Origin of the sequence: Corynebacterium sp. UMB6689 (assembly GCF_030215295.1) — a bacterium.
GTDB classification, from domain to species: domain Bacteria; phylum Actinomycetota; class Actinomycetes; order Mycobacteriales; family Mycobacteriaceae; genus Corynebacterium; species Corynebacterium aurimucosum.
Genome location: NZ_JASOLS010000104.1, coordinates 1 through 322, shown reverse-complemented (window position 1 = coordinate 322; position 322 = coordinate 1). Strand labels below are relative to the sequence as shown.

Below are 322 nucleotides of genomic sequence, written 5' to 3'. Positions count from 1 at the left end.
ACATGCCGACCGCCAGCGTGAACTGGCTCTGATCCTGCAGGACCACGCGGGCGATAACGAAGTCACCGAGCGAGGAAATGAAGCTCAGCAGGCCGACGACCGCGAGGACGGGACGCACGAGAGGCATGATGATCGTCCAGAAAGTCTGCGCATGGGTCGCGCCGTCAATCATGGCCGCCTCGTCGAGCGAACGCGGGATCGAGTTGAAGAAGCCGTAGAGCAGGAACGTGTTCGAACCAAGCGCGCCACCCAGGTAGACGCAGATCAGACCGAGCTTGGAGTTCAGACCCAGCACCGGGAAGATGTCCTGGATGCCCAGGAG

At 61.8% G+C, this 322-nt stretch carries 1 protein-coding gene; it reads right to left on the bottom strand.

Annotation, left to right across the window (positions count from 1 at the left end; translation table 11 throughout):
- The coding region (locus QP363_RS12845; RefSeq protein ID WP_284764770.1) for an ABC transporter permease subunit at nt 1-322 on the bottom strand (322 nt) is incomplete at both ends.